The sequence below is a fragment of the Planotetraspora mira genome, from assembly GCF_016863275.1.
Classification (GTDB): domain Bacteria; phylum Actinomycetota; class Actinomycetes; order Streptosporangiales; family Streptosporangiaceae; genus Planotetraspora; species Planotetraspora mira.
Map to the genome: position 1 here is coordinate 37,969 of NZ_BOOO01000010.1, position 23,352 is coordinate 61,320.

The 23,352-nt window shown below is 67.7% G+C and carries 20 protein-coding genes; 8 read left to right on the top strand and 12 right to left on the bottom strand.

Going from position 1 to position 23,352, the window contains the following annotated elements; all coding sequences use genetic code 11:
- The first annotated feature begins 15 nt into the window (after positions 1-15).
- From rsmG to Pmi06nite_RS10565, 3 genes are all read left to right on the top strand, one after another.
- The gene (gene rsmG, locus Pmi06nite_RS10555; RefSeq protein ID WP_203952739.1) at positions 16-705 is read left to right on the top strand and encodes a 16S rRNA (guanine(527)-N(7))-methyltransferase RsmG; all 690 of its coding nucleotides are present in this window, start codon (positions 16-18) and stop codon (positions 703-705) included.
- Between the two features lie 230 nt (positions 706-935).
- On the top strand, positions 936-1,787 hold the full coding sequence (locus Pmi06nite_RS10560) for a ParA family protein (RefSeq protein ID WP_275409562.1): 852 nt from the start codon (positions 936-938) through the stop codon (positions 1,785-1,787).
- Between the two features lie 481 nt (positions 1,788-2,268).
- Positions 2,269-3,228 carry a ParB/RepB/Spo0J family partition protein gene (locus Pmi06nite_RS10565; protein ID WP_203952741.1) on the top strand — a complete coding sequence of 320 codons (960 nt, stop codon included), beginning with the start codon at positions 2,269-2,271 and terminating at the stop codon, positions 3,226-3,228.
- Between the two features lie 206 nt (positions 3,229-3,434).
- Here the strand turns inward: Pmi06nite_RS10565 and Pmi06nite_RS10570 are convergent, their stop codons facing one another.
- Both Pmi06nite_RS10570 and Pmi06nite_RS10575 read right to left on the bottom strand, forming a co-directional pair.
- On the bottom strand, positions 3,435-4,385 hold the full coding sequence (locus Pmi06nite_RS10570; protein WP_203952742.1) for a D-alanine--D-alanine ligase family protein: 951 nt from the start codon (positions 4,383-4,385) through the stop codon (positions 3,435-3,437).
- Between the two features lie 159 nt (positions 4,386-4,544).
- Positions 4,545-5,870 (bottom strand): aminotransferase-like domain-containing protein, encoded by a 1,326-nt coding sequence (locus Pmi06nite_RS10575; protein WP_373317284.1) that lies wholly within the window; start codon positions 5,868-5,870, stop codon positions 4,545-4,547.
- A gap of 285 nt (positions 5,871-6,155) precedes the next feature.
- Here Pmi06nite_RS10575 and Pmi06nite_RS10580 point away from each other — a divergent pair, with 285 nt between their 5' ends.
- Positions 6,156-6,773 carry a GNAT family N-acetyltransferase gene (locus Pmi06nite_RS10580; protein ID WP_203952743.1) on the top strand — a complete coding sequence of 206 codons (618 nt, stop codon included), beginning with the start codon at positions 6,156-6,158 and terminating at the stop codon, positions 6,771-6,773.
- A gap of 317 nt (positions 6,774-7,090) precedes the next feature.
- Here Pmi06nite_RS10580 and trxA read toward each other — a convergent pair whose 3' ends face one another.
- The 7 genes from trxA to Pmi06nite_RS10615 form a co-directional block, all read right to left on the bottom strand.
- A complete protein-coding gene (trxA, locus tag Pmi06nite_RS10585) occupies positions 7,091-7,414 on the bottom strand; it encodes a thioredoxin (protein WP_275409560.1) in 324 nt (107 codons plus the stop codon).
- A 64-nt stretch (positions 7,415-7,478) separates the two neighbouring features.
- On the bottom strand, positions 7,479-8,408 hold the full coding sequence (gene trxB, locus Pmi06nite_RS10590; RefSeq protein ID WP_203952744.1) for a thioredoxin-disulfide reductase: 930 nt from the start codon (positions 8,406-8,408) through the stop codon (positions 7,479-7,481).
- Between the two features lie 174 nt (positions 8,409-8,582).
- Positions 8,583-9,212, bottom strand: coding sequence for an RNA polymerase sigma factor SigM (gene sigM / locus Pmi06nite_RS10595; protein ID WP_239113807.1), 630 nt, complete (start codon positions 9,210-9,212; stop codon positions 8,583-8,585).
- An 8-nt stretch (positions 9,213-9,220) separates the two neighbouring features.
- The gene (locus tag Pmi06nite_RS10600; RefSeq protein ID WP_203952745.1) at positions 9,221-10,726 is read right to left on the bottom strand and encodes a protein kinase family protein; all 1,506 of its coding nucleotides are present in this window, start codon (positions 10,724-10,726) and stop codon (positions 9,221-9,223) included.
- 201 nt (positions 10,727-10,927) lie between these two features.
- A complete protein-coding gene (gene murJ / locus Pmi06nite_RS10605) occupies positions 10,928-12,526 on the bottom strand; it encodes a murein biosynthesis integral membrane protein MurJ (protein WP_203952746.1) in 1,599 nt (532 codons plus the stop codon).
- Positions 12,527-12,610: 84 nt separating this feature from the next.
- A complete protein-coding gene (locus Pmi06nite_RS10610) occupies positions 12,611-14,872 on the bottom strand; it encodes a DUF6049 family protein (protein WP_203952747.1) in 2,262 nt (753 codons plus the stop codon).
- A gap of 46 nt (positions 14,873-14,918) precedes the next feature.
- Positions 14,919-15,455, bottom strand: coding sequence for an aminoacyl-tRNA deacylase (locus Pmi06nite_RS10615; protein ID WP_203952748.1), 537 nt, complete (start codon positions 15,453-15,455; stop codon positions 14,919-14,921).
- Positions 15,456-15,588: 133 nt separating this feature from the next.
- Here Pmi06nite_RS10615 and Pmi06nite_RS10620 point away from each other — a divergent pair, with 133 nt between their 5' ends.
- Both Pmi06nite_RS10620 and Pmi06nite_RS10625 read left to right on the top strand, forming a co-directional pair.
- Positions 15,589-17,025 carry a CCA tRNA nucleotidyltransferase gene (locus Pmi06nite_RS10620; protein ID WP_203952749.1) on the top strand — a complete coding sequence of 479 codons (1,437 nt, stop codon included), beginning with the start codon at positions 15,589-15,591 and terminating at the stop codon, positions 17,023-17,025.
- Positions 17,026-17,440: 415 nt separating this feature from the next.
- Positions 17,441-18,724: an adenosylmethionine--8-amino-7-oxononanoate transaminase gene (locus Pmi06nite_RS10625; RefSeq protein WP_203952750.1), complete on the top strand. Its 1,284-nt coding sequence runs from the start codon at positions 17,441-17,443 to the stop codon at positions 18,722-18,724.
- Positions 18,725-18,884: 160 nt separating this feature from the next.
- Here Pmi06nite_RS10625 and Pmi06nite_RS10630 read toward each other — a convergent pair whose 3' ends face one another.
- Positions 18,885-20,186, bottom strand: coding sequence for an MFS transporter (locus Pmi06nite_RS10630; RefSeq protein WP_203952751.1), 1,302 nt, complete (start codon positions 20,184-20,186; stop codon positions 18,885-18,887).
- Between the two features lie 109 nt (positions 20,187-20,295).
- On the opposite strand from Pmi06nite_RS10630, the gene idi reads away from it, so the two are divergent.
- Entirely contained in the window at positions 20,296-20,877 is a 582-nt protein-coding gene (idi, locus tag Pmi06nite_RS10635; protein ID WP_203952752.1) for an isopentenyl-diphosphate Delta-isomerase, read from the top strand.
- 140 nt (positions 20,878-21,017) lie between these two features.
- On the opposite strand, the gene Pmi06nite_RS10640 is transcribed toward idi, so the two are convergent.
- The gene (locus Pmi06nite_RS10640; RefSeq protein ID WP_203952753.1) at positions 21,018-22,097 is read right to left on the bottom strand and encodes an inositol-3-phosphate synthase; all 1,080 of its coding nucleotides are present in this window, start codon (positions 22,095-22,097) and stop codon (positions 21,018-21,020) included.
- A gap of 25 nt (positions 22,098-22,122) precedes the next feature.
- Entirely contained in the window at positions 22,123-22,770 is a 648-nt protein-coding gene (locus Pmi06nite_RS10645) for a PadR family transcriptional regulator (RefSeq protein ID WP_203952754.1), read from the bottom strand.
- Between the two features lie 126 nt (positions 22,771-22,896).
- Between Pmi06nite_RS10645 and Pmi06nite_RS10650 the strand changes: the two genes are divergently transcribed.
- The gene (locus Pmi06nite_RS10650) at positions 22,897-23,280 is read left to right on the top strand and encodes a DUF5318 family protein (protein ID WP_203952755.1); all 384 of its coding nucleotides are present in this window, start codon (positions 22,897-22,899) and stop codon (positions 23,278-23,280) included.
- The last annotated feature ends 72 nt before the right edge of the window (positions 23,281-23,352 follow it).

Consider the following 23,352-nt stretch of genomic DNA (forward strand, 5'->3'; position numbering starts at 1 on the left):
GCGAATGAGTGAGTGATGACGGAGAGCAACGAGCTGCCCGAAGTGCCGATCGTGGCGCGGGAGGTTTTCACCGGTGACGCGCTGGGCCGGGCACGGCTGTTCGCGGAACTGCTTGCGGGGCCGGGGGTCGTCCGCGGCCTCCTCGGGCCCCGTGAGATTCCTCGCATATGGGAGCGTCACCTGCTCAACTGCGCCGTCGTCGCCGAGGCGATCCCGCAGGACGCCCGCGTCGTCGACATCGGCTCGGGGGCGGGCCTGCCGGGCCTGGTCCTGTCGATCGTGCGCCCGGACATCAGGGTGACGTTGCTGGATCCGCTTCTGCGGCGCACCGTCTTCCTGTCCGAGGCGGTTGAGGCGCTGGATCTCGCCAATGCCGAAGTGGTGCGCGGCCGGGCGGAGGAACTCGCGGGCAAGCGGGCGTTCGACGTGGCGACGGCCCGCGCGGTCGCGCCCCTCGACCGGCTTCTCGAGTGGTCGTTGCCACTGCTCCGCGAGGACGGGCAACTGCTGGCGATGAAGGGGGAGCGGGCCGAGGAAGAACTGGAGGCCGCCAGACCTCAATTGAAGGCTTCTGGGGCGCGTTCGGCTGAGCTTGTTACGGTAGGGCGCGGTAGGGTCGATCCGCCCGCCACCCTCGTTCGCGTAGTCGCGGGAGCATCCCCCGAGTCGAGTGGACGTGGTGCACGGCGGCGACGGAAGAGGTGAGCGTCTTGCTGGATGCGACAGCGGGCCTGGGTTGGCCGACGAGTCCGGTCGCCCTACCCTGGGAGATCGCGACAGCAAGCCGGCCGTCGGGGCTTGGCTGGCCTCGATTTTCCGTTTCGCAGGTCGAAAGGACGGCGACCGTGTCCCAGACCCCCCTTCAACCTGGCGATTCACCGTTGGTACGAGAGGCATTGAGCTCCGTGGTTTCACGTGAAACAGCCGCACCCCCACTGGTGGCTGAATCTTCTGTCGGTTATTCGACCCGTAGTGGCGGGGATTGGCCGCGGCCTCCCCGCTGCCGGGTGCTGACCGTGTCCAACCAGAAGGGTGGGGTGGGCAAGACCACCACGTCGGTCAACCTCGCGGCGGCGCTGTCCATGCACGGGCAGCGCGTCCTCGTGGTGGATCTGGACCCGCAGGGGAACGCCTCGACCGCTCTCGCGACGGACCACCGGGCGGGAACGCCCTCGGTCTACCAGGTGCTGGTGGACGACCTGCCGCTCTCGTCGATCGTGAAGCCGGTGCCGGACATGCCCGGGCTCTTCTGTGCGCCCGCCACACTCGATCTGGCCGGCGCGGAGATCGAGCTGGTTCCCATGGTGGGCAGGGAGACGCGCCTGAAGCGTGCGCTGGCCGCCTTCGAGTCCATGGAATTCGACTACATCTTCATCGACTGCCCGCCATCCCTCGGCCTGCTGACCGTGAACGCGATGGCGGCGGCGCAGGAGGTGCTGATCCCCATCCAGTGCGAGTACTACGCGCTGGAAGGTCTCAGCCAGCTCCTGCAGAACGTCGAGCTCGTCCGCGTTCACCTGAACCAGACGCTGGCGCTGTCGACGATCCTCCTCACGATGTACGACGGCCGTACGCGGCTCGCGTCACAGGTCGCCGATGAGGTGCGGTCCCACTTCGGCGACACGGTTCTCGACTCGGTGATCCCGCGCAGCGTCCGTCTGTCGGAGGCGCCGAGCTATGGGCAGTCGGTCATGACCTACGACCCGGGTTCGAGTGGTGCGATGGCGTACATGGAGGCGGCTCGGGAGATCGCCTACCGTGCCGCGGCGCTCGCGGGAGCCTCGTAGTCCGCTGCTGGGCCGTTCCCGTCGCGCGCAGCCGCGATGATTTCTCACCGCATCGCCGTTCATCGCCGCTGTCATCGCAGTCGCCGGCCGGAGGCGCCCGCTCCGAAGCCGCCCTCCGGCCTTCCCTCCATATGTCTGCCTCGCGCCCGCGACATGTGGGCCCTGGCGAACCTCCTCGTGTGGCGGGTGGACCGCGCGACAAGTGGGGGAGGGATGGCCCCCACGCCGTCCGGACCCGTGAGCGAACTCCGGCCCCAGGATGCGTTCTTTCACGGTTCCCGGATCGACGGCCGATCACCTGCCGCCGGAGTCGCCCGTGGCGCCGACTGACCCATCACCTCGCTTGCCGTTGAGCCAGACTCTGTGCGCCGATGCTCATGCAGGGGGCCGCGCGGCGGTAACCTCTCGTGGTGTGTGCGTGAAGTGCCCAGTGGTCTCGGCCGCTGGGCACAGCCTTCTGTGCGGTGCGTAAGGAGCAGCGGTGACTCAGCAGCGTCGGGGACTGGGCAAGGGGCTTGGAGCTCTGATCCCCACGGGGCCGATCGTGGATCCATCGGTCGCAGCGAGTTCTCCCGCTGAGGAATCAGTGGATTCGGGGTTGAAGCCCGTCGACGGGGCCTACTTCCAGGAGATTCCGGTCGCGGCGATCTCCCCCAACCCCCGCCAGCCGCGTGACGTCTTCGACGAGGACCGCCTCGACGAGCTGGCCGCCTCCATCAAGGAGGTGGGTCTCCTCCAGCCGGTCGTCGTGCGCTCGTTGGGGGGCGGACAGTTCGAGCTCATCATGGGGGAGCGTCGGTGGCGGGCCTCCCAACTCGCCGGTTTCGAGACCATCCCGGCCATCGTCCGTAGCACGCAGGACGACGAGATGCTGCGCGAGGCGCTCATCGAGAACCTCCAGCGCGAGCAGCTCAACTCGCTTGAGGAGGCGGCGGCCTACCAGCAACTGCTCGACGACTTCGGAGCCACGCACGAGGTGCTGGCCCGGAAGGTCGGCCGGTCGCGTTCGCACATCACCAACACGCTGCGGCTGCTGAACCTCCCGCCGAACGTCCAGGTGCGCCTCGCCGCGGGTGTGATCAGTGCGGGGCACGCGCGTGCGCTGCTTTCGCTGGACGACCCGGCCGCACAGGATCGGCTCGCCGGACGGATCGTGGCCGAGGGACTGTCGGTCCGGACGGTGGAGGAGATCGTGGCGCTGGGAGACGCCAGCTCTGGTCCCGCCCCTCGGCAGCCGAGGAAGAAGCAGCCGACCGCGCCGGCTCTGCGTCACTTGGCCGACAGGCTCTCGGATCATTTCGAGACCAAGGTGAGGGTCGACCTCGGCCAGCGGAAGGGAAAGATCGTGGTGGAGTTCTCCACGATCGACGACCTGGAGCGCATCATCGGCACGATGGCGCCGGAGGCGAGCAACGCGATGCGAGGGCTTTCCCCGGAATAGGAGCGCTTCCCCGGAATGGAGGGCGGCGCTGTTTCACGTGAAACAGCGCCGCCTCGTCGTCTCTCCACACCCCGCCGTCGATGTTTCACGTGAAACGGGTCGCGGTAAGAGGATGCCCGGTCGCTCAGACCGGTACGTGCCACGCCGGGGGAGTGGCTCCCCTCGTTGTGAGGCGGCGGGGCGTGTTTCACGTGAAACGTTGAGCTTCACCCGCGGCGAGCGGCCGCCTCAAGAAGGCCCTTGCAGAGAGCGCCGAGATCCCGGCCCGCCGCCTCGGCTGCCATTGGCAGCAGTGACGTCTCGGTCATGCCGGGCGCGACATTCACTTCCAAGAAGTACGGCCGACCGGCGGCGTCGACGATGAGGTCGGTTCGGGAGACGTCCCGAAGCCCGAGGGCGGTGTGAGCGGCAACGGCCATCGCCGCACACGCCTGGGTCGCCTCCTCGGACAGCCGGGCGGGGGCGAAGAACTCCGTGTGGCCGGCCGTGTAGCGCGCCGCGTAGTCGTAAACCCCTCCGTCGGGCACGATCTCCACCGGAGGTAGCGCGAGCGGACCATCACCGAGGTCGACGACGGACACGGCGACCTCGACGCCCGTGATGTATTTCTCGATCAGTGCGGTGTCGCCGTACGCGAAGCAGCCGACCATGGCGGCGGGCAACTCGTCGGCGGTGCGCACGATCGAGGCCCCGAGCGCCGAGCCGCCGCGTGACGGCTTGACGAACAGCGGCAGCCCGAGGTTGTCCACGATCCGCGCGAGGACGGCCGTCGCGCCCAAGTCGTGGAAGGTCTCCTTGGGCAGTGAGACCGAGTCGGGGGTGTTCAGTCCCCAGGACCGCACGACCGCCTTCGCCGTCGGCTTGTCGAAGGCCACCCGGCACGCGTCAGGAGTCGCTCCCACGTACGGAACGCCGAGGAGTTCGAGGACGGTCCGGATGGCGCCGTCCTCGCCCGCGCCGCCATGAAGGGTCACGAACGCCGCATTCGGCGGGTCCGACAGCACGGCCGGCACGAGCGAGGCGTCGGTGTCGCGGGTCTCCACATCGACGCCCGCCGAGCGCAGCACGTCGGCGACGCGACGTCCGGAACGGATGGACACCTCGCGCTCATAGGAAAGGCCGCCCGCGAGAACGAGCACGTGGCCGAGATCGCTCATGCCTGCCTCCCAGGGCGCGGCCCGGCGGTCCCGGGCCGCGGCTCGATCTGCGGCAGGGGCATGAAGTGTTCGGTCATCGTTCGCTTGCTCACGGAGAGGGCCTTTCTCTCGCGCAGGAGTCCTGTAGGGCGGGCCCGATCAGGCTAGCCCCACCTGTCCTCAGGCGAGATCTGGGCCGGGCGTGTCGATTCCGGCATGCCAGCGGGCGGAGCCCGTGCCGAACGTGTCGCGCAGCTGCAACTCCTGCTCGATCACCCCGGCCAGGCGGCGCACACCCTCGCGGATGCGGTCGGGCTGGGGATAGCAGTAGGACAGTCGCATGTGCTGCGCGCCGCCGCCGTCGGAGTAGAAGCCGGTCCCCGGGACGAACGCGACGCGCTCGGCGACCGCGCGCGGCAACAACGCCTTGGAATCGAGCCCCTCAGGCAGGGTGGCCCAGACGAAGAAGCCGCCAGAGGGACGCGTCCAGGAACACCCCGCCGGCATGAACACCTCGAGCGAGTTGAGGAGCGCGTCGCGCCGCTCGCGGTAGAGCTCCCGGAAGGTCTTGATCTGCTCGCGCCAGGGCTGGGTCGCGAGGTACTGCCCGACGGCGAGCTGAGTGAAGGTCGAGTGCGACAACACTGCGGACTCCATCGCCAGCACGAGCTTGTCGCGGACCGCGTGCGGAGCCAGTGCCCAGCCGACGCGGAAGCCCGGCGCCAGCGTCTTGGAGAACGAGCCGAGATAGACGACGCCGTCAGGATCGTCGGCCCGCAGTGCGCGCAACGGCTCCCCGTCGAAGCCGAGCAGCCCGTAGGGGTTGTCCTCGACCACCAGGACTCCGGCCCGCTGGCAGATCTCGAGCACCTGGCGGCGGCGGACCTCGTTGAGCGTGACCCCGGCGGGGTTCTGGAAGGTCGGGATCGTGTAGAGGAACTTGATGCGGTTCCCCGCGGTCTGCAGCGCGTAGATGGTCTGCGCGAGCGACTCGGGAATGAGCCCCTGATCGTCCATGGCGACATGCACGACCTTGGCCTGGTAGGCGCCGAACGTGCCGAGCGCGCCCACGTAGGAGGGCCCCTCCGCCAGAACGACGTCACCCGGGTCGATGAAGATCCGGGTGATCAGGTCGAGGGCCTGCTGAGAGCCCACGGTGACGACGACGTCGTCGGCGCCGGCCTCGATGCCCTCCATCCGCATGACCTCGCAGATCTGCTCGCGAAGGTCGGGGTCTCCCTGGCCTGAGCCGTACTGCAGGGCGACGGGACCGCGTTTGGCGACGAGATCGGCGACGAGCTCGCCGACCACGTCGAGGGGGAGGGCCGTGACGTACGGCATGCCGCCGGCGAGTGAGACCACCTCGGGCCTCGACGCGACGGCGAAAAGAGCTCGGACTTCGGAGGCGACCATGCCGGCTGCGCGTGCGGCGTACCGGTCGATGTAGGCGTCAATTCGCGACCCTTGGGCCGCGTTCGTTCGACCGTGATCGAGTTCATGGGTCACGGTCCACCTCCGATCACGTAGCCGAGAAATCCAGAGTACGGTAGCGCGCCACGCCGATCACAGCAGGGCCTTGACCATGAAGGGCGCTTGACCTTGCCGCTGCGCGCCGTCGGCGGGCGGCCGGCAAGGGCTCCGGAGAGGGGCTCCGACACCCGCCGAAACAGGGGCAGGGGAAGGTTGTGGCGTCCGGCCTCCGCCCCCATTCCCTGGGTTACGATGCCAGCTGGAGACGCCGTATTCGCGCGCTTTTCCTGGCAACACTCCTGGCGGGGATTGGGGCAACACGTGTCGCGTCGGCTGGCCAACGTCACCCTCGACAACCTTGACGACCTGCCACGCCGTTGCCGGCAGTGCGTGTTCTGGGAGCTCGACCCGGTCGGTGGCGAGCGTGCCGTAAAGGCCGGCGACCCGGGCCTGGAGAAGGAGGCGTGGATCTCCGGAACGCTCCTGGACTGGGGGAGCTGCGGGAAGATCGTCTATGTCGACGGAGTGGCTGCGGGATTCGTGCTCTATGCGCCGCCGCTCTACGTGCCCCGCTCGATCGCCTTCCCGACCTCGCCGGTCAGCTCCGACGCGGTGTTGCTCATGACGGCGCACATCATCCCCGAGTTCTCCGGGGGAGGGCTCGGCCGGATGCTCGTCCAGGGGGTGGCCAAGGATCTGACGCGCCGGGGGGTGCGGGCGATCGAGGCGTTCGGCGACCTGAAATGGGAACAGCCCAGCTGCGTCATGCCAGCCGAATATCTGCTTTCGGTTGGTTTTAAAACGGTTCGCCCGCATTTGCGCTTCCCCCGGCTCCGGCTGGAGCTCAAGACGGCCGTCTCCTGGCGTGAGGACGTCGAGGTGGCCCTCGAACGCCTCCTTGGATCAATGAGTCCAGAGAGAGCGCTACGGCCCGTCTGAGACGATCTCAGCCCGTCGTCTCGCCCCAACCGTCCCTTGAGAACCGCCAGAGTGGTCAGGCCGGGCCGTACGAACCGGGCCTGCGGGACGCCGTGGGAACTCGGGCGTCGTAAGAACTCGGAAATCGTGGGCCGGCACGCCCGGCACGCCCGCGCGCACCTGAGCAACGTGGAAGCGCGCCGCGAAGTCCACGCCTTCGAGCCGGCGCGTCGTGAAAACCCGAAAGCCCCCCGCGCCGCTGGGCGAGGGGGGCTTTCTTGTGGGTGTGTTCCGCCGGAAAGGCGGTGGTACGGCTCACGCCGCAGGGGGCACGACCGTCAGATGATGCCCTCGAGCTCGCGGAGCAGCATCGCCTTCGGCTTGGCGCCGATGATCTGCTTCACGACCTCTCCACCCTTGTAGACGTTCAGCGTGGGGATCTGGAGCACGCCGTAGTCGCGCGGAGTCGCCGGGTTCTCGTCGATGTTCAGCTTGACCACGGTCAGCTTCTCGGCGTTCTCGCTCGCGATCTCCTCGAGGATCGGGGCGACCTGGCGGCAAGGACCGCACCACTCAGCCCAGAAGTCCACGATGACCGGCTTGTCACTCTTGAGGACCTCGGCATCGAAGGTGCCGTCGGTCACGCTCTTGATGGCGCCCAAGGTATCTCTCCCCTTGATATGTGTGGTCGGTGTAACCGCGGAGCCTGCCCGCGCATTCCCGGCGTCAGCTGTGGTCGGTGAGCCAGCGCTCGGCGTCGAGCGACGCGGCGCATCCCGTCCCCGCCGCGGTGATGGCCTGCCGGTAGGTGTGGTCGACGACGTCGCCCGCCGCGAACACTCCGTCGAGGTTGGTCTTCGTCGTCGGCGCGTCGACCAGGATGTATCCCTCGTCGTCCAGGTCGATCTGCCCCCGGACCAGATCCGTGCGCGGGTCGTGGCCGATGGCGATGAACAGACCGGACGCGGGAAGCTCGGTCTCCTCGCCCGTCTTCAGGTTCCGGACGCGCACCGCGGACACGCGCGTCTCGCCCAGGATGTCGACGACCTCGCTGTCCCAGACGAAGCGGATCTTCTCGTTGCCGAACGCCCGATCCTGCATGATCTTGCTGGCGCGCAGTTCGTCACGCCGGTGCACGATGGTCACCGACTTGGCGAAACGGGTGAGGAACGTCGCCTCCTCCATCGCGGTGTCGCCCCCGCCGACGACCACGATGTCCTGGTCGCGGAAGAAGAACCCGTCACAGGTGGCACACCAGGAGACGCCGCGGCCGGACAGGCGCTTCTCGTTAGGCAGCCCCAGTTCGCGGTAGCCCGACCCGGTCGCGAGGATCACGGACTTCGCGTAGAAGGTGTCGGTGTGCGTCTTGACGACCTTGGGGTCGGCCGCGAGGTCGACTTCGGTCACGTCGTCGGCCACCAGTTCGGCGCCGAACCGCTCCGCCTGCTTGCGCAGGTTGTCCATGAGGTCAGGACCCATGATCCCGTCAGGGAAGCCGGGGAAGTTCTCCACATCGGTCGTGTTCATGAGAGCGCCGCCGGCGGTGACCGATCCTTCGAACACGAGCGGCTTGAGGTCGGCTCGGGCGGAGTAGACGGCCGCCGTGTAGCCGGCGGGGCCCGACCCTATGATGATCACGTTACGGACGTCGCTCAACGGATTCGCCTTCCGGGTGCTGTTCGATGCAGTGGCGTCAACAGATCCTAGGTGTTCAGGATTCCCGCCACGCTCACCGTGGACACGACGCCCCATCAGTGGTGCCCAAGTGACTGGTTCCGCCTCGTGAGTCGTGCTGTGCGCAGGGCCCCGGCGCGTCGTGCGCCCTGACCGTCAGGAGACCCCGGCGACCTTCGGTCCTCTGGTCAGGCCCGGCCGGCTCCGCAGATGCGAGAGCATGGGCACGAGTTTGGCCCGCCCGCGGGAGCAGCGACTCTTGACCGTTCCTGCCGGTACGTCGAGCACGATGGCCGCGTCCTCCACCGAGTACCCCATCATGTCGACCAGCACCAGAGCCGCCCGCTGGTCGATGGGAAGTCGCTTGAGCGCCGCCTCGATCTCCATCGAGATCTCATGCTCATCCGTCTGGTCGGCGAGAGAGACCTCCCGGTCGGCGGCCTCGATGAGCTCGTCGTCGGCCACGGGCCGTACAGGTTTGCGGCGCATCCGGTCGAGACAGGCGTTGACCACGATGCGGCGAAGCCACGTGGTGACCGCGGCCTCGCCGCGAAAGCTCCCCGCCTTGCGGTAGGCGGAGACGAAGGCGTCCTGTACGGCGTCCGCCGCCTCGTCGGGGTCGCCCAGCGTCCGCAGGGCGACCACCCACAGGCGCTCGCGATGTCGTTTGACGATCTCGCGGAACGCGTCGGGGTCGCCCCCGAGGTGACGACTCAGAAGATCGGCATCCGTCAGCGCCGGGCGCGTTGTGTGCTCAGCGGGCGGGGGATCGTCTGAGTAGGTCACATACCCTGCTATGCGGATGCGGGAGAATGGACCAGTATGTCATAAATTGTCCCGCGATACTTCCCTTCGAAGTAGGGAAGTCGCGTGAACCAGACCAGGACGTATTGACCGGTTACGGCCTTGCTCGGCGTGAGGGTGACCGACCCGGAGGCGTTCTCGTTCTTGGCCACGGACTTGAGCGAGGACAGATCGGCCGCGTCGCCGACCCTGAGTTCCACGCTCGCGCCGTCGGCGTTCGGCAGCGAGAGGGTGACGTTGGAGACCTGAATCGGCTTGCCCATGTCGAGGATCAGGCCGACACCCGACTTGAGCCGCCCCAGTTCGGCGCTCTTGTATGTGTCGGTGTGCCAGTCGGTCGAGGACTTGCCGTCGATCGCCGCGCTCGCGTATTCGGGGTTCTCTTCCTTGTCGTCACCCAGGGGGTCGAAGCCCGTGGCGCTGACCGGCTTGACGGTGACCGGCTTGGCCGAGGGCGCGGAGGACGTGGGGCCGGCGCTGCTGTTGTGCGCCACCGGCGGGGTGTTGCCCAGATTCTTGCCGACGGTCCACGCGCCGAGGCCGACGGCGGCCATGACCAGCAACACGATGATGGTCAGCAGGACCTTGCTCGCGGGTCCGGTCTGCGAGCGCTGACCGTGTTGCGGTCCCTGGGCGGGCGGCTGCGGCGAGGGCGTCGGCCACGGGTCCATCGTGTCCGGCGCCTCGGAACGCAGGTTCAGCGAGGGCGGCGCGGAGGAGATGGGTGCGGGCGTCGGCCGCGGCACCTCGGAGAGAGCCTCGGCGACCTCCGCGGGGGTGGTCAACGGCGGCTGGCCCCGGCGGGGCTCCTGGAGGAGCACCCGGCAGGTGATGGCGTCGAGATAGCCCGGGACGCCCGCGGTCACCTGACGAGGCGTGCACAGCCGTCCGTAGTCGAGGGGGGCGGGAGGGAGGCCGCAGTCCATGTCGCCTGGCCAGTGGCCGGTCAGGGCGGCGTACAGGAGGCGTCCCAGCCCCTCGGTGTCCTCCCGGACCGGATCGTCGCTGGACAGGCCCAGGATCGCGGCGTCGACCGCGACGCCGAGCAGTTTGACGGTGCCGCCACTCGTCCAGACGAGGCGACTGGGCGTCAGGTGGAGATGCGTGAGGCCCGCCGCGTGGGCGTGGGCGAGCGCCTCGGCGGCCTCGGCCACCAGCGCCGCGCCGCGTTCGGGTTCGATCGGCCGGCTGGTCAGCAGGTCGAGGAGGGACTCACCGCTGACCCACTCGCTGACCACGTAGGCGGTGCCGTCCTGGTCGGCCGCGTCGAACACCTGGGTGAGGCGGGGGTCGGTGAGGCGACTGGCCGCGCGCGCGGCGAGCACCACCTCGTTCACGCGGGGGAACTCGGGGCTGAAGGTGTGGACGGCGACCGGCCGGGCGAGGATCTCGTCGATGGCCTTCCAGAGCGTCGCACCGCCGAATTCGGTGACCCTGTCCTCCAGCCGGAAACGATTCGCCAGCCGGGTCCCTGGTTCGACTGCGGACATACTCATAGGGCCGCCTCAATCCGCGGCTCATCGGCATACATCAGCCGATGCCGGGTGGTTTCGCCCACGCCTTCCCGCTTCCGCTCGCCGGTCGAACTCTAGGCGCACCATGCTAGTGCCGTGCCGGTCCTGCCCGCCTTCCCGATCGAAGAGGTCTGAATCGGACTTTTGGTCAAGCCTCTACCGTTCGGTCACTCTTGAGGACTCTTACCGTCCTACCCGGCTCGTAACGAGTCCAATGATGGAGCTCACCTCGGTGACACGCATCCGGTGCGCGGCCAGCAGGTAGAGCAGCAGGCCGAAACCGCCGCCTGCCGCCAGGATGACGGCGGAGCTGAGTGCCGTGATCGGTGTGATCTCCCTGGTCAGCCACAGGACTGCCAGCGCGACGACGGCTGCGGGGATCGCCGCGACGTACATGCGGGAGAGCCCCGACGCCACCGACCGGCCGCCGAGCCCACGGATCCTCCGGCTCGCCAGCAGCCACGCGATTCCACTGCCGATCACGTACGTCAACGTGAACGCGAAGGCCAGACCGATCACGATGTATCGGGCGGGAAGCGTGAAATACGCAATAAGGCTCAAAGTTGCATTTATTGCGACATTTACCCCAGCAATAAGCGCCGGGGTCTTCGTGTCACCGAAGCTGTAGAAGACCCGGAGGAGAAGCTGGAAGATCGAGAACGGCACGAGCGCCAGCCCGAAGACCTGTAGCACGTTGCCGATGTAGAGCGCGTTGGCCGCGGTCATGTTGCCCCACGAGAAGATCAGCGTGGTGACGGCGGGGCCGAGCACCATCAGGAGCAGGCCGGCCGGGACGATGACCGAGGAGACGAGGCGCACTCCGGAGCCGAACTCCGTCCGGGCCGCGTCGAACTCCCCGTCCGCGACGTACCGGCTCATCCGGGGGAGCATCGCCGTGATCACCGACACCGCGATGATCCCGTACGGCAACTGGAACAGCTGGAACGCGTAGGAGTAGGAACTGTTGCCCGCACCGGGGGCCCGCTCGCCGGCGCCGGTGGCGAGCTTGGTGGTGACCCAGAAGCCGAACTGGGTGATGCCGACGTAGGCGAAGGTCCACACCGCCGTCCTGCCGGTCTCGCCGAGTCCCGTGTCACGCAGCCCGAGGCGGGGCCGGAACCGGAAACCGGCCCGGTGCAGTGCGATGACCAGCACGATCGACTGGACCACGATGCCGGCCGTGGTGCCGACGCCGAGCAGCGTCAGGTCCTGGTCGGTGACGTGCTCGATGTCGGACGACCCGACGGCCAGGTAGGCGGCCGCCACCCCGATCACGACGAGGTTGTTGAGCACCGGCGCCCACATGGGGGCGGCGAACCTGTCCCGCGTGTTCAGGATCGCGCCGGCCATGGCGCCGATCCCGAAGAACGCGATCTGCGGAAGGATGTACCTGGCAAGCGTGCTCGCCACGTCGATCTTGTGCGACGACCAGTTGGACGCCGTGTAGAGCTCCATGATCGGTCGTGCGAGGAGCACGCCGACGGCGGCGATCAGGGCGAGCACCACGATCGCGAGCGTCATCAGCCGCTGCTCGAAGGCCTGCCCTCCGTCCGCGTCCCGCTTCTTCGCGCGGACGATCATCGGGACGATCACACTGCTCAGCACGCCGCCGATCAGCAGGTCGAACAGGATGAACGGGATCTGGTAGGCGGCGTTGTACGCGTCACCGAGCGCGAAGGTGCCGATGGCCGCGGCGAGCACCGCCGTACGCAGGAAGCCGGTCAACCTGGACACCATCGTGCCGGCCGCCATGATCGCGCTGGCCCGAAGCATCCTGCTCATAGTGTTCCTTCAACTCGGCGGCCCGTTCGGCCGTGTCCGTGCGCCGGGCGGGTCCTGACGCCCATCCTCGGAGTCTCCCAGAGGCTATGTCGGCGGCGACTCCCGCTGGTCCGCGGGAACGGCCTGGGCCTCCCCCGGCGGGGGCACGGACTCGGGCCCCGCGGGCTCGGCAGGGCTGAACGGGAAGGACTTCCTGGACCGGCGGCGAAGGATCCGCATCACCACGGCGGCCAGCATGATCGTGAGCGCCGCACCGACGATGACCAGCGCGATGCCGGTGTAACCGGTGGCGCGGACGGTGACATGGACGGCGTCGCCGTAGCGCTTGCCCTCGGCCGTCAGGAGTTGGATGGCGATGGTCGCCTCGCCGCCGCCCTGCGGCACGGTCACCGGCACGTTCTCGAGCAGGGTGCGCGACTTGAGGATCGTGGTCTCGGGGGTCTCGTAGACCCCTCCGGGGGCGTCGATCCCCAGTCTCGACGTGTTGTCCGAGGTGACCCGGATCTTTATCCGGATGGGTTTGTCGAGGCTGTTGGAGACGCTGACCGGCACCTGGCCGTTCGCCCCGGCCACCGCCCGTGGCGTGTCGGCCACCAGCACATCATCGATGCGGGTGTCGACGGCCTTCTCCACCTGCGCGGCGAAGGCGGTCGCCCGCTTCGAGTCTCCGCGCCATGACGACGAGGTCAGCCGGAGGATGGCGTCGTGGAAGAGCTGGGTGTGCTCCTCCGTCACCGTCGCCGCCGCGTCGGCCTTGTCGCTGATCTTGCGCACCGTGGCCAGGTAGGCCTTCCCCAGCTCGGCTTGGCGGTCGCGGGTGGTGTAGACGAGGTCGGACCTGTGCACCTGGGCCTTGGTCGGCTTGACGGAGTCGAGCGTGGTCATCCGCAACCACGGAGCCGCTGACACGGTTTTGAGAAGCGCCGACACGAACTTGGGGTCGGGGTTCCACAGCTCAGCGGGAGGCGCCACGACGATCGTCCTGGCCGTACGGGCACCCCCGGTCGCCTGGCCGCCTCCGGTTGTTTGGCCGCCTCCGGTTGTTTGGCCACCCCCGGTTGTTTGGCCGCCCGTCAAGGGCGTTCCCTGGGACTGCGAACCCGGTGGCTCGAACGCGATCATCGCGGTCTCGGCGATGAACCGCTGCCGCGCGAGCAGCGCGCTTCCGGGAGCGGTGACGTCACCACCGAGGAGCTGGCTCAGCGTCGGATCGGAGACGAGCGCCGCGACGGGCCCGGACACGGTGTCCAGGCGCGACGCGGCGTCCGGAGTGGTGGCGACGGGCGGGTCGGGGGGGAGGGTGTCGCCGGAGAGCAGCACGGACTTCACCCCGGCCGTGGCCAACTCGTCGACCGCGTCGCGGTCCACCGCACCGCCGGACGGCCATGCGATGGAGGTCGGCACCTCGCGGCCGAGCTGCGCCGACGCCGCCGCCGCACCCCTCTGGATGGCGGCCGCGGCCGGCGCGTCGAGCCCGTTGTGGACGAGTGCCGTGACGTCCGGATCCCCGTACGGCGTCGCCATGACGGACTTGTCGGCGAGAGCCGTACGAACGGACTCGAACCACTGGGCCGCGGCCGCGTCCGGCGCCTTGTGGGTGTTCTCGTCACCCTTCACCACGGTGTACGGCCCGGCAGAGGACTGGCGGACGTCATCGAGGACGGCGGGATCGAGGAACCATGTCACGGTCTTCCCCGTGCCCTGGACCAGTTCGAGCAGCTTCGACAGGCGCCCTGAGGTGATCGACGCGTGGAGATCGTCGTCCATGAAGGTCGAGTCGTCGGCGCGGTGGGGCCGGTCGACGAGCGGCAGGGCGACGGCCAGCTTGATCTTCGGGGTCTGCTGGCCCTTGGGCACGTAGGTCAGGAACGTGCGATCAATGGCGATCTGCGCACCCGTGTTGCCGTCGAGCACCTCGATGCCGAACGGGTAGACCCCCGTCTGGGTCATGCCGAGTTCCTGCGGCGTCACGTTGAAGTCGAACGCCAGCTTCCCCGACTGATCGAGCGTCGTGACCTGGACCTTGGTGCTGTACGAGGTGGTGACGATTCCCTGACCGGCGGCGAATTGCGCCATGTCGGCCCGGGTTCGGAACGGCTGTCCGGGTGAATAGTGAATGCGGACGCGCACAGGGGCCATTGGGGTGCCCGTGACCGTGCCCGAGACCAGGATGGGGGTGGTCGGCTCGCGCGGCACCTCAGGTGTGATCCGCCCCACCAGGAGCGGGTTCGCGGGAGCAGCGATCTTGCCCAGACCTCGGGGAGCCGCGACAGCCGTACCGGCCATGCTCGGGGGGACGAGCAGGGCAGTGGTCAGCAGGGCGAGTAGGGCGGCCTTACGGATCATGTGCGGGCCTGCAGTGGGGTTCGGCGCACGCCCAGAATGCTATGGCCTAAGCCGTACTCATTGGGCTGGCCACACTCGCCAGGCCGCGTCGTCTGGGCGTCGTGAGGTCGACGGGCTTGCCCGTCATCAGGTCCAACAGGTGAAAAGCACGTAGTCGTAGCGCTGTGGACCGCTCTCCCGTGGCTGTGACGACAGGTTCATCCGGATCCAGGCCGTCGATGAGGCGTTGGTCGATGAGGATGGTCAGATGCTCGGGAAGCAGAAGGGGGCAGACCAGGCCGTCCGCGTAGTCGGTGGCCGAATTCACCACGAACGCGGAGGCGGGCACGACGCGCCGGGCACGGAACAGCGCTCCGACGGCCTTGGCCTTGGGCGGGGTGTCGACGGTCCCGACGACGGCGACCGGGTCCCGGCCGTCCTGGGACGAGACCTCGAACACCCGTACGCTCACGCAGGTCCCGGCACCTATCCCGAGAACCTCGGGAAGCTCCTCCGAGGATGTCAACGCACGAGGAAGCCGTACGATCTCATGGTGGATCTGATGGGCGAGGAGCCAGCGGTGAATCGCGAGAGCGTCTTTCATCTCTGAGCTCCTTGCTTTGTCCAGCGCCCCCGAACTGACCGTAGCCTGGTGATTGCTAGGTGTGTATCCCCCCTAGGTGACACCAGGATGCGACGGGGGAGAATCGTTCCGTGACCGAAGGACCTACCCAGCCTTGTCCGTTTCAAATCTGAGCGACCGCCAGCAGCGAGCCGTAGATGACCTGTTCAGGCGTATTGCCCCGGTGGCCGACGAGCTCGGAGAGCTGTTCGCGGCCCGCGGGCACGAGTTGGCCCTCGTCGGCGGATCCGTCCGCGACGTCCTGCTCGGCCGTGTCGGCCACGACCTCGATCTGACCACGGACGCCAGGCCCGAGCGCGTACTGGAAATAGTCAAGGACTGGGCCGAGGCCGTCTGGACGATCGGGATCGACTTCGGCACGGTCGGCGTTCGCAAGGGCGGCTGGCAGCTGGAGATCACCACATACCGCAGCGAGTCGTACGACCCCGGCTCGCGCAAACCCGAGGTGTCCTACGGCGACACGCTGGACGGCGACCTCCGCCGCCGGGACTTCGCGGTCAACGCGATGGCGGTCCGGGTGCCGAGCCACGAGTTCGTCGACCCGTTCGGCGGGCTGCCCGACCTCGCGGCGAAGGTGCTGCGCACGCCGGGAACGCCTGAGGACTCGTTCGACGACGATCCGCTGCGGATGCTCCGCGCGGCGCGCTTCGCCTCCCAGCTCGGTTTCTCGGTGGATCCGAAGGCCGTAGAGGCGATGACGGCGATGGCCGGCCGGATCGAGATCGTGTCGGCCGAGCGCATCCGCGAGGAGCTGGACAAGCTGATCTGTGGTGCCGGGCCCCGGGACGGCCTGGCCATGCTGGTGGACACGGGCCTCGCGGCCCACGTCCTGCCCGAGCTGCCCAAGCTCCGGCTGGAGATCGACGAGCATCACCGGCACAAGGACGTCTACGAGCACACATTGATCGTGTTGGAACAGGCGGTGGGGCTGGAGACCTCCGGCCCCGACCGGGTGCTCCGGTGGGCCGCGCTCCTGCACGACGTGGGCAAGCCGAAGACCCGCCGCAACGAGCCCGGCGGCCGGGTCTCCTTCCACCACCACGAGGTGGTCGGGGCCCAGATGGCCAAGAAGCGGATGAGCGAGCTCAAATTCCCCAAGGACGTCGTGGCCGACGTTTCGCGGCTGGTCGAGCTCCACCTGCGGTTCCACGGGTACGGCTCAGGGGAGTGGACGGACAGCGCGGTGCGCCGGTACGTCCGTGATGCCGGGCATCTGCTGGAACGGCTGCACAAATTGACCCGAGCCGACTGCACGACCCGCAACAAGCGGAAGGCGGCCGCCCTCTCGCAGACGTACGACCAGTTGGAGGAGCGCATCTCCCGGCTGGCCGAGGAGGAGGAGCTGGCCAAGATCCGGCCGGAGCTCGACGGCAACGAGATCCAGGAGATCCTCGGCATCTCTCCCGGTCCGGTGATCGGCAGGGCCTACAAGCACATGCTGGACATCCGCATGGACGAGGGCATGATCGGCAAAGAGGCCGCCAAGGAGGCCCTCCTGAAATGGGCCCACTCCCAAGGCATCCTCCCCTGACCCTCCCCGCTCCCCTTGCGCGTGATCATGCACAGGTTCGGTGAGATGGGCGATGACCTGCCCTTCCCTTGGGCGTGATCATGCGCAGGTTCGGTCATGTGGCTGTTGAGCAGGTGCGATGCACGTCGTGATCATGCACAAGTTCGCGATCAACGGGTCTGACCTGGGCGTTCATTGAGCGTGATCATGCACGCTCATCGGTTGTGCATGATCACGGAGCAGGAAACCCCAGATGAACGGCATCGCGCCCGAATCTGCGCATGATCACGAATAGAGAAATCCCAGTTCAGCGACCCTTTGGCCGAACCTGTGCATGATCACGCCCAGAGAAAGGGCTGCTCAGAGGGGCTTTCTACGAACGTGTGCATGATCACGCGCAAGGGAAGAGGGGGGTGGGGGCCTCTAAGGTGGGGGGATGAACGACGGGGACATTCTTCGGCTGGATGAGGACCATGTGTGGCACCCGTACGCGGCTGTGCCGTCCACCGTCCCCGTCCACGCCGTCCGCCGGGCGGAGGGTGTGCGGCTGACCCTGGCCGACGGTCGTGAGCTCGTCGATGGCATGTCGTCCTGGTGGGCCGCGATCCACGGATACAACCACCCCCGGCTCAACGCCGCCGTCCGCGACCAACTCGACGACATGGCCCACGTCATGTTCGGCGGCCTCACCCACGAGCCCGCCGTACGGCTGGCCGGGACGCTGGCCCGTATGACGGGGCTCGACCGGGTGTTCCTCGCCGACTCCGGTTCGGTGGCCGTCGAGGTGGCCATCAAGATGGCCTTCCAGTACGCCGCGGCCACCGGCCGCGCGGGCCGTTCGAAACTGCTCACCGTCCGCGGCGGCTACCACGGCGACACCTTCGGGGCGATGTCGGTCTGTGACCCGGTCAACGGCATGCACCACCTGTTCTCCGGCCTGCTGCCCCAGCACGTGTTCGCGCCGATCCCTCCAGGGGGGTACGGCTCCCGCCCGGGAGAGGCGGTCGAAGCCCGCCCCGACGCGGCCTACCTCGGGGAACTGGAGGCCCTCGTCGCGGCGCACGCGCACGAGTTGGCCGCGATCATCGTGGAACCGGTGGTCCAGGGTGCGGGAGGCATGCGGTTCTACCATCCGGCGTACCTCCGCCGGCTGCGTGAGCTCGCCGACGAGCACGACGTCCTGCTGATCGCCGACGAGATCGCCACCGGCTTCGGGCGGACGGGTGAGATGTTCGGCTGTGACCACGCGGGGATCAGGCCGGACATCATGTGCGTCGGCAAGGCCCTGACGGGCGGATACATGACCCTCGCCGCCACGCTGAGCACCAGGGAGGTCGCCGACGGCATCGGCGTCCTGATGCACGGGCCGACCTACATGGGCAACCCGCTCGCGACGGCCGTGGCCAACGCCTCCCTCGAGTTGCTGGCCGAACGCCCCTGGCGGGAAGAGGTCAAACAGATCGAGGCGGCACTCCTGGACGGCCTGGCGGAAGCCGTTCACATGCCCGGGGTCCAGGACGTCCGGGTCCTGGGCGCGATCGGTGTCATCGAGACGATCGAACCCGTGGATGTGGCGAAAATTCAGGACGTCGTGATGGGCCATGACGTCTGGCTCCGGCCCTTCGGGCGCCTGATCTACACCATGCCGCCCTACGCGTGCCGGCCCGAGGAGATCGCGATGATCACCCGGGCCATGGTCGCGGCGGCGGCGAGCCTGTAGCGCTCAGCACGCCTCTCAGCACGCCGCCTCAGTCGGTCGTTCAGCCCGTCGTTCAGTCGGTCGTTCAGTCGGTCGTTCAGTCGGTCGTTCAGCCCGTCGTTCAGTCGGTCGTTCAGTCGGTCGTTCAGTCGGTCGTTCAGTCGGTCGTTCAGTCGGTCGTTCAGTCGGTCGCGACCGCGGGCTCCCGGCCGCCGTTGCCACCGGACACCACGAGTCGGTAGACGAGGGCGCCCAGCAGGTAACCCGCGGCGATGACGGCGAGCGCGAAGTAGGACTTGCCGTTCGGCGGGAGCAGTGCCGCCGCGAAAGCCGCTCCGACCACGGTCGTGCCGTTGAAGAGCATGTCGTAGATGGAGAAGACGCGGCCCAGGTAGGCGTCCTCGATGTCCCGCTGAACGATGGTGTCCGTGCAGATCTTGACGCTCTGGATGGCCACGCCGACCACGAAGCCGGCCGCCATGATGGCCCACTCCCTGAAGGTCGCGCACAGCGCGAAGCTCAGCACGCCGCTGCTGACGAGCATCGCCGGGATCCAGGTCTCAAGGCGGAAGCGCTTCCCGGCCCAGGGGGTGATCAGTGCGGCGACGAAGTAGCCGACTCCCGACGTCCCCACCACGAGCGCGATCCCGCGGAGCGCGGCGTCGGCGTCGGTGGTGAAGTAGTAGCGGTACAGCATGACCACCATCGCGAGGAGCGTGCCGTAGAGCAGGCGGTGGGTCGCCATCCCGCCCAGCGCTGCGGCCGCCTGCTTCCGGTGCGCGATGTACCGGGCACCGTCGACGAGCCCGCTCAGCACGTGCCGTACGGCCTCGCGTGCCTGGGGAAGCAGGGGGTCGTAGGCGGGGCCGAGCAGCCCCCTGTCCATCGTCCTCGCGATGAGGGCGCTCAGGCCGAAGACCACTCCCGAGCTCACCAGCAGCATGGCGGTGCCGTTCGCGTCCGAACCGAACACCTCGCGGAGCACGAACCCGGCCCCGAACCCGATGAAGGTCACGACCGTGCCGGACGTGGGGGTGACAGCGTTGGCCATCATGAGCCGGTCGGCGGGCACCACGTGGGGAAGGGAGGCCCCGAGAGCCGCCAGGAAGAAGCGGTTCACGCCGAGGACTCCCAGCGCGGCGGCGTAGAAGACCGTGTCCGACGCTCCGCCGGCCAGGAGAGCGGCCGTGACGATGAGCAGCGTCCCCCGGACGAACGGCGCGATCAGCAGGATCTGCCGCCTCGACCAGCGGTCGATGAAGACGCCGACGAAAGGTCCGAGCAGGCTGTACGGCAGCAGCAGCACGGCCATTCCCGCGGCGATCTCAAGGGCGTTGGTCTGCCGCTCGGGGCTGAAGAACGCATAGCCCGTGACCGCGAACTGGAAGATCCCGTCCGAGAACTGCGAGACCAGGCGGGTGCCGAAGAGCCGGCGGAAGTTCTGGCCCTGCAGTACCACGCGCAGGTCGGATACGAAGGACACGGCGACAGCCTACGCGGGTAGATCAGCCGCACTATCCGGGAGATCCCTGATCAACCACTGATCGCGCGTCGGCCTGCCGGAACGCACATGATCAAGTACTCTCTGTTGAGTGACCTATGACGAACACGTCGTGCTGGTCGATGGCGAGGGAAATCCGATCGGCACCGCTCCCAAGTCCACGGTCCACGGCGTCGAGACTCCTCTGCATCTCGCGTTCTCGAGTTATGTCTTCGACAGGCAGGCCCGCGTTCTGCTGTCCCGGCGGGCGGATCACAAGATCACCTGGCCCGGCGAGTGGACCAACAGTTGTTGCGGCCACCCCTTGCCCGGCGAGCCACTGGAGTCCGCGGTCACCCGCAGGCTCGACTTCGAGCTCGGACTGCACGTCGACTCGATCGATCTGCTGCTGCCCGACTTCTCCTACAAGGCCGTCATGGACAACGGGATCATGGAACACGAGCTCTGCCCGGTCTACCGGGTGATCGTGTCGGCCGATGCCGTACCGAATGCGGAAGAGGTCGGCGCGATCCGGTGGATTCCGTGGAAGGAGTTCGCCGACGAGGTGCTGAGCGGGGAGATGCCGATCTCTCCCTGGGCACGCGAACAGGTGCCGCTCCTCGTCGCGCTCGGTCCGGATCCGCTGACCTGGCCGGCGGCCGACCGCGCGAACCTGCCGCCTGCGGCCCGCTGAGATCTCATGCAAGCCGCCCATGTGCCTGGACGGCAAGATGCCCCGGCTCGCCGTTGAGCCGGGGCATCTTGTGATCAGGAGACGTACGTGCGTGACGTGCGCCGACATCGGGGCCGAACGCGTCGGCCCGCCGGGTGGGTCTAGCGCTCCACCTGGCCGCGGATGAACTGCTCGACGGCATCACGCGCGGCGTCGTCGGAGTACTGCTCCGGCGGCGACTTCATGAAGTAGGACGACGGCGACAGCAGCGGCCCGCCGATGCCCCGGTCGAGAGCGATCTTCGCCGCGCGGACGGCGTCGATGATGATGCCGGCGGAGTTGGGCGAGTCCCAGACCTCGAGCTTGTACTCCAGGTTGAGCGGGGTGTCGCCGAAGGACCTGCCCTCGAGGCGGACGTAGGCCCACTTGCGGTCGTCGAGCCACGGCACGTGGTCGGACGGGCCGATGTGGACGTCGGCCTTGGCCATCTCGTGCGGGATCTGCGAGGTGACCGACTGCGTCTTGGAGATCTTCTTGGACTGGAGGCGCTTGCGCTCCAGCATGTTCATGAAGTCCATGTTGCCGCCGAAGTTGAGCTGGTACGTGCGCAGCAACTCGACGCCGCGGTCCTCGAACAGCTTGGCCAGCACGCGGTGGGTGATGGTCGCACCGACCTGCGACTTGATGTCGTCGCCCACGATGGGAACGCCGGCCTCGGTGAACTTCGCGGCCCACTCGGCGTCCGAGGCGATGAAGACGGGCAGCGCGTTGACGAAGGCCACACGGGCGTCGATGGCGCACTGCGCGTAGAAACGGTCGGCCTCCTCCGATCCCACGGGGAGATAGGAGACCAGGACGTCGACCTGGGCGTCCTTGAGCGCCTGCACGACGTCGACCGGCTTCTCGTCGGACTCCTCGATGATCTCGCGGTAGTACTCGCCGAGACCGTCGAACGTGGGCCCGCGCTGGACGGTCACACCAAGCGGCGGCACGTCAGTGATCTTGATCGTGTTGTTCTCGGAGGCGACGATGGCCTCAGAGAGGTCGCGGCCGACCTTCTTGGCGTCCACGTCGAACGCGGCGACGAATTCGACGTCCCCGACGTGGTAGTCGCCGAACCGCACGTGCATCAGGCCCGGCACACGGGTGCCCGGATCTGCGTCCCTGTAGTAGTGGACACCCTGGACCAGCGACGCGGCGCAGTTACCCACACCAACGATGGCTACGCGCACCGAACCCATCGCACCTGCTCCTTTGCTTATTGTCTTACTTATCTGTTTCGGGCCTTTCGGCCCTATCTGATGCTTCTTGTGCCGCCTGCGGCTGATCGGGCTCGGCGGCGTCCCCCTCGTCCGTACGCGGAGTCGTGGTGCTTCGCCGTTCTGAATCGATCAGCTCGTTCAGCCAGCGGACCTCGCGCTCGACCGACTCCAGCCCATGGCGCTGGAGTTCGAGGGTGTAGCTGTCCAGCCGTTCCCTGGTTCGGGCGAGAGCCGTACGGACACCCTCGAGACGTTCCTCCAGGCGGCTGCGGCGGCCTTCGAGGATGCGAAGCCGCACCTCTGCCTCCGTGTGGCGGAAGAACGCGAAGTGGATGCCGAAGCTCTCGTCCTCCCAGGCGGAGGGGCCCGCCTGGGTCAGCAGCTCCTGGAGACGCTCCTTGCCCTCCGCGGTCAGTTTGTAGACGATCTTCGACCTGCGGCCGAGGACCGTTTCCTGTGGCGGCTCCTCCTCGACGATGAGCCCGTCGTTGAGCAGCCCTCGCAGGCAGGGATAGAGCGAACCGTATGAGAAGGCGCGGAACATCCCGAGCAGGGTGTTGAGCCGTTTACGCAGCTCATAACCGTGCAGAGGAGTCTCGTGCAGTGACCCCAGGACGGCGAGCTCCAGCACACCTCCACGAGAGCCCGTCACTGGATCCACCCCCTGTGTCCGACCGATGTATCGAACCGATACATCTGCAGGATACGTCGGGCCGTCATATCGCGCAACGGATGAATGGTTGGGCAAGGTTCGGCAAACAGTCGTAATCTGGGTCACATGTGGTCACAGCGGGCGGTCGTGGACTACGGCCTCGCTAGGCGGGCGACGATTCAGTCGATCCGCTCCGGCCACATGGAGCCGCGTGATGTCTGCGACGCCCATCCGTACCTGCTGCGCGCTGCGCGCTTCCACGGCGAGCCGACGGAACGCGCCTGCCCCATCTGTGAGCACAGGAACGTGACCAATGTCACTTACGTTTACGGGGACGAATTAGGACGCCTGGCCGGACGCGTCAAAGTGACGGCCGATCTTGTCGAGATGGCCCAGGAATACGGTGAATTTCGGGTCTACGTGGTCGAGGTCTGTCAAGGTTGTTCTTGGAACCATCTGGCGGTCTCGTTCGTGCTCGGAACAGGCGACCCCCCGGGCCCCTGCCTTTAGGGCGACTTTCAGCTCCAAGAGGTACGCTCACCGGCCTGTCGACCCGATGTCGGCGATTTCCCCCAATATCTA